5 protein-coding genes are annotated in these 4,144 nt (G+C 70.7%); 1 reads left to right on the forward strand and 4 read right to left on the reverse strand.

What is annotated here, in order from left to right:
- Positions 1–3 precede the first annotated feature (3 nt).
- From ACWGI8_RS40605 to ACWGI8_RS40620, 4 genes are all read right to left on the reverse strand, one after another.
- Positions 4–1,056 (reverse strand): YeiH family protein, encoded by a 1,053-nt coding sequence (locus tag ACWGI8_RS40605; RefSeq protein WP_453668471.1) that lies wholly within the window; start codon positions 1,054–1,056, stop codon positions 4–6.
- Positions 1,056–1,622 carry a cysteine dioxygenase gene (locus ACWGI8_RS40610; protein ID WP_453668472.1) on the reverse strand — a complete coding sequence of 189 codons (567 nt, stop codon included), beginning with the start codon at positions 1,620–1,622 and terminating at the stop codon, positions 1,056–1,058. The genes ACWGI8_RS40605 and ACWGI8_RS40610 overlap by 1 nt, the downstream gene beginning before the upstream one ends.
- Before the next feature lie 187 nt (positions 1,623–1,809).
- The gene (locus ACWGI8_RS40615) at positions 1,810–2,715 is read right to left on the reverse strand and encodes a LysR family transcriptional regulator (protein ID WP_453668473.1); all 906 of its coding nucleotides are present in this window, start codon (positions 2,713–2,715) and stop codon (positions 1,810–1,812) included.
- Between the two features lie 122 nt (positions 2,716–2,837).
- Positions 2,838–3,674: an aldo/keto reductase gene (locus ACWGI8_RS40620; protein ID WP_453668474.1), complete on the reverse strand. Its 837-nt coding sequence runs from the start codon at positions 3,672–3,674 to the stop codon at positions 2,838–2,840.
- A gap of 269 nt (positions 3,675–3,943) precedes the next feature.
- Between ACWGI8_RS40620 and pqqA the strand changes: the two genes are divergently transcribed.
- Positions 3,944–4,063 (forward strand): pyrroloquinoline quinone precursor peptide PqqA, encoded by a 120-nt coding sequence (gene pqqA / locus ACWGI8_RS40625; protein WP_453668475.1) that lies wholly within the window; start codon positions 3,944–3,946, stop codon positions 4,061–4,063.
- Positions 4,064–4,144: the final 81 nt, after the last annotated feature.

A 4,144-nucleotide genomic window follows, 5' to 3' on the forward strand; every position in this document is an offset into this window, starting at 1 on the left:
GACCTACGCCGTCAGCAGCACGCCCGCGTAGGACGCCGTGGCGATCAGCACCCAGGCGGTCAGCCCGACGGCGGCGACCCGCACACCGGTGCGGGTGAGGGACGGCAGATGCACCGCGCTGCCCAGGCCGAAGAGTGCCGCGGCGAGCAGCAGTTCCTGTGCCGTGCCGGCGGTGGTCAGGACGGGTGCGGGCACCAGCCCCGTCGTGCGCAGCACCACCATGGCGAGGAATCCGAGGACGAAGAGCGGTACCAGCGGGGGGCGTCCGGCGGCGGGGGCGCCTCGGCCCCGGCGCCTGGCGGAGACCACGAAGCCCGCGACCAGCGGGGCCAGCAGCGCCACCCGCATGAGTTTGACCAGGACCGCCTCGCCCAGCGCGCCGGTTCCGGCGGTCTGGGCGGTGGCCACCACCTGCCCCACATCATGGACGCCCGCCCCCACCCAGCGTCCGAACTCCGCGTCGGTCAGCCCCAACGGGCCGTGCAGCAGCGGGAGTACGGCGATGGCGAGGGTGCCGCACAAGGTCACCAGAGCGACCGGCGTGACGGCGTCCTCGTCGTCGCTGTCGCGCACGGCGCTCACCGCGCCGATCGCGGAGGCGCCGCAGATGGAGTAGCCGGTGGCGATCAGCAGCGGCTGATCACCGGGCAGCCCGAGCCGGCGCCCCAGCCACCAGGTGCCCCAGAACGTGGCGGCCACCACGACGAGCACCATGCCCACCGTCGCCCAGCCCAGACTCAGGACGTCCGCCATGCTCAGCCGGAGACCGAGCAGCACGACTCCGATGCGCATCAGCCGCTTCGCGGCCAGTGTGAGGCCCGTACGGCACCGGCCGTGGACGCGGGTGCGCAGCCAGGGGCTGTGCGCGGCGGCGATGCCGAGCACGACGGCGGCGGTGAGCATCGGCACGGCGGGCAGTGCGGAGTGCACCAGCCATGCCGCGCCCACACCGGCGGCCGCCAGCACGAGCCCCGGACCGGGGCCGGTGGCCCCGGCCGACCCTGCGGCCCTGCCGCGGGCCGCGATGCCGTGCGCGCGTGAGCCGGCGAGGGCCATCAGCGGTCGGCCGGCAGGCGGTAGACGCGCCGGATGCTGGTGCCCAGACGGGAGATGTCGGCCCCGTACACATGGAGGGACAGGGCGGTGCAGGTTCCGGCGTTGCGCACGAGGTGGATGTCGCCGGGCGGTGCGAAGGCGGAGACCGCGCCGCGCGGGTTCACCACGTCCTGGGTGGCGACCAGCCGGGCCGTGTCGCCGTGCGGGACCAGCTGATAGCGGCGCTCGTGCTCCTCGCCCTCATGAACGCCGGTCACACACCAGGAGACGTGGTCGTGGATCGGTGTGACCTGCCCGGGCAGCCAGACCAGGGCCACGACGGAGAAGCTGCCGTCGTGCTCGGCGTGCAGCACATGCTGGCGGTAACACTCGGGGTCGCCCTCGCACTGCTCGGCGGTGAGCAGGTCGGGCATGCCCAGGTGCGGGACGAGCCGTTCCGCCACGAGCCGCGCCGTGGGCTCCGATGGCAGCCCGCGGTCCACGGTCTCGCGTATCTCCGCGACGAGGGCGCGCAGGCGTGCGGTGGTCCGGGGAACGGTGGTCGTGGCTGCGTTCGGAGGCGTCATGGCGGCAGCGTCCGCCCACCCGCTCGCACGCGTCCAAGGAGGAATGCTTGCCGGGCATCCAACAAGTGCTTATGGGTGGGGATACGAGACCGTGGGGCGCAGACGGCCGGCTCAGCGGCCGGACTTCTGCTCAGTAGCCGAGCTCCCGCTCAGTAGCCGGGCTTCCGCTCAGCGGCCGGACTTCCGCTCAGCAGCCGATCTTCCGCTCGGCCACCGCCACGAGCTGGTCCAGCACGAGGGCGGTCGCGGGGATCCGCTGATGGTCGCGGAGCACGTACGCATAGACCTGACGGCGGGTGTGCGGCTCCAGGATCCGGCCCGTGACCTTCTGGTGGCAGAGGAACGACAGCACCAGCGCCGGCACCATGGCGATACCGACCCCCGCCGCGACCAGGCTCTGCATCACCAGGTTGTCGTCCGTCGTGCACGCGACATCGGGCGAGAACCCTTCCTCGGCGCAGGCGTGCAGGAAGTTGGCACGACAGCGCAGGCAGCCCGCGATCCACTTCTCGTGTGCAAGATCGGCCAGACGCACGGCGCGGCGCCGGGCCAGCGGATGCCCGGTGGGGAGCAGCACGGTCAGCGGATCCTCCAGCAGCCGGACCTCCGACAGTTCATCCGGAATCTCCACCGACTGGCCCGGATAACGGAACGCCAGGGTGATGTCGCAGGCGCCCTGGGCCACGAGCCGCACTGATTCGGGCGGCTCGCTCTCCACCAACTCCACTCTGATGCCGGGGTGTTCGGTAGCGAGTCGGGCCATGGCCTCGGGAATGATGGTCGCCCCGGCGCTGGGGAACGCGCACACCCGCGCCCGCCCGGAGCGTAACCTCGCTATGGCGTCGATCTGCTGCTGAGCCACCGTCAGACTGTCCAGGATCGTCCCGGCGTGCCGGGTCAGCGCCTCCCCGGCCTCGGTGAGCCGGAGGCCCCGCCCGACCCGGGTGAACAGTGCTGTGCCGACATCCCGCTCCAGCGCCTTCATCTGCTGGCTGACGGCGGGCTGGGTGTAGCCCAGCGCGCGTGCGGCGGCCGAGTAGGAACCGGTCCTGACGACCTCGTGAAAGGTCTTGATGTACCGGGAGTCAAACACAGCAAAAAGCATAAGCAGAAATTGGGAGGACAGAAGAAGGTGCGGGCGCCGCTTTTGAGCCGATGTCAGCCAGGGAGTGGCTTCAAGGCAGCGTCGCCCGCCGGGCGGCACCGAGCGGCAGCTCAGGCACCCATGGAGAACGTCGCCGGGTCCGGGCCGAGCCGCCGGCCCTCGTCCAGGGCGCCGAACGCCGCCAGATCGTCGGCGTCCAGCTCGAAGCCGAACACGTCGATGTTCTCCCGGATCCGGGCCGGGGTCACGGACTTGGGGATCACGATGTTGCCCAGCTGCAGATGCCAGCGGAGCACGACCTGCGCCGGGGTCTTCCCGTGCTTCTGCGCGATCGCGACGATCGTCGGGACCTCCAGCAGGCCCCGCCCCTGGCCCAGCGGGGACCAGGCCTCGGTGGCGATGCCGTGCTTGGCGTGCAATGCCCGCGACTCGGCCTGCTGGAGCTGCGGGTGGAGCTCGATCTGGTTCACCGCGGGCACGATGGAGGTCTCGCCCAGCAGCCGCTCCAGGTGCGCGGGAAGGAAGTTGGAGACGCCGATCGCCTTGGCGCGGCCGTCGGCCAGGATCGTCTCGAAAGCCTTGTACGTGTCCACGTACGCGTCCTTGGCCGGCAGCGGCCAGTGGATCAGGTACAGGTCGACGTAGTCGAGGCCCAGCCTGGTGAGGGAGGCGTCGAACGCGCGGAGCGTGGAGTCGTAGCCCTGATCGGCGTTCCAGAGCTTGGTGGTGACGAAGAGCTCCTCGCGGGGGATCCCGCAGGCGGCGACGGCCTGGCCCGTGCCCTTCTCGTTCTCGTAGACGGCTGCCGTGTCGATGCTGCGGTAACCGGCCTCCAGGGCAGTACCGACGGCCTTCGCCGCCTCGTTGTCCGGCACCTGCCACACGCCGAAGCCGAGCTGCGGCATGGAGACACCGTTGTTGAGGGTGATGGAGGGGACCTTGCTCACGAGCGGTCGATCCTTACGTCGTCGGGTGGTGCTCACATGGTCAACGATCACCCCGGCGGGGGCATTCCCGTCCGGGAAGTTGGCCGATGCGGCTCCGACCTTATTGGTCGGAACCATTGACCGCGACCCGCCATGGCGCCACCCTATTGCACATTGCTGAACGCGGGACATCCATGTGAACGCCGCGTTCGGTCCTGTCCCACCATGCCCACCATGCCCGCCCCTTGGGCAGCTCCTGAACCCCACCTCTCAGGAAGGCAGGTACAGAAATGAAGGAGACGAAGGAGACACAGGAAACATCGGAGGAGGCGGCCGTCTGGCAGACCCCCGAGTACGTGGTCGTCGACACCGCGCTCGAGGTCACCGCCTACGCCCTCACCGACCGGTAGTCCCCGCCGCCATGCTGCTGCAGGTGCTCGGCACCGCGGCGGGCGGCGGGCTGCCCCAGTGGAACTGCGCGTGTCCCGGCT

The sequence above is a fragment of the Streptomyces sp. NPDC054841 genome (genome assembly GCF_053611045.1).

What these genes read in the sequence shown, in the direction of transcription:
- ACWGI8_RS40610 (WP_453668472.1), bottom strand. Translation starts at nt 1,622, where the DNA reads ATGACGCCTCCGAACGCAGCCACGACCACCGTTCCCCGGACCACCGCA.
- ACWGI8_RS40605 (WP_453668471.1), bottom strand. Translation starts at nt 1,056, where the DNA reads ATGGCCCTCGCCGGCTCACGCGCGCACGGCATCGCGGCCCGCGGCAGG.
- pqqA (WP_453668475.1), top strand. Translation starts at nt 3,944, where the DNA reads ATGAAGGAGACGAAGGAGACACAGGAAACATCGGAGGAGGCGGCCGTC.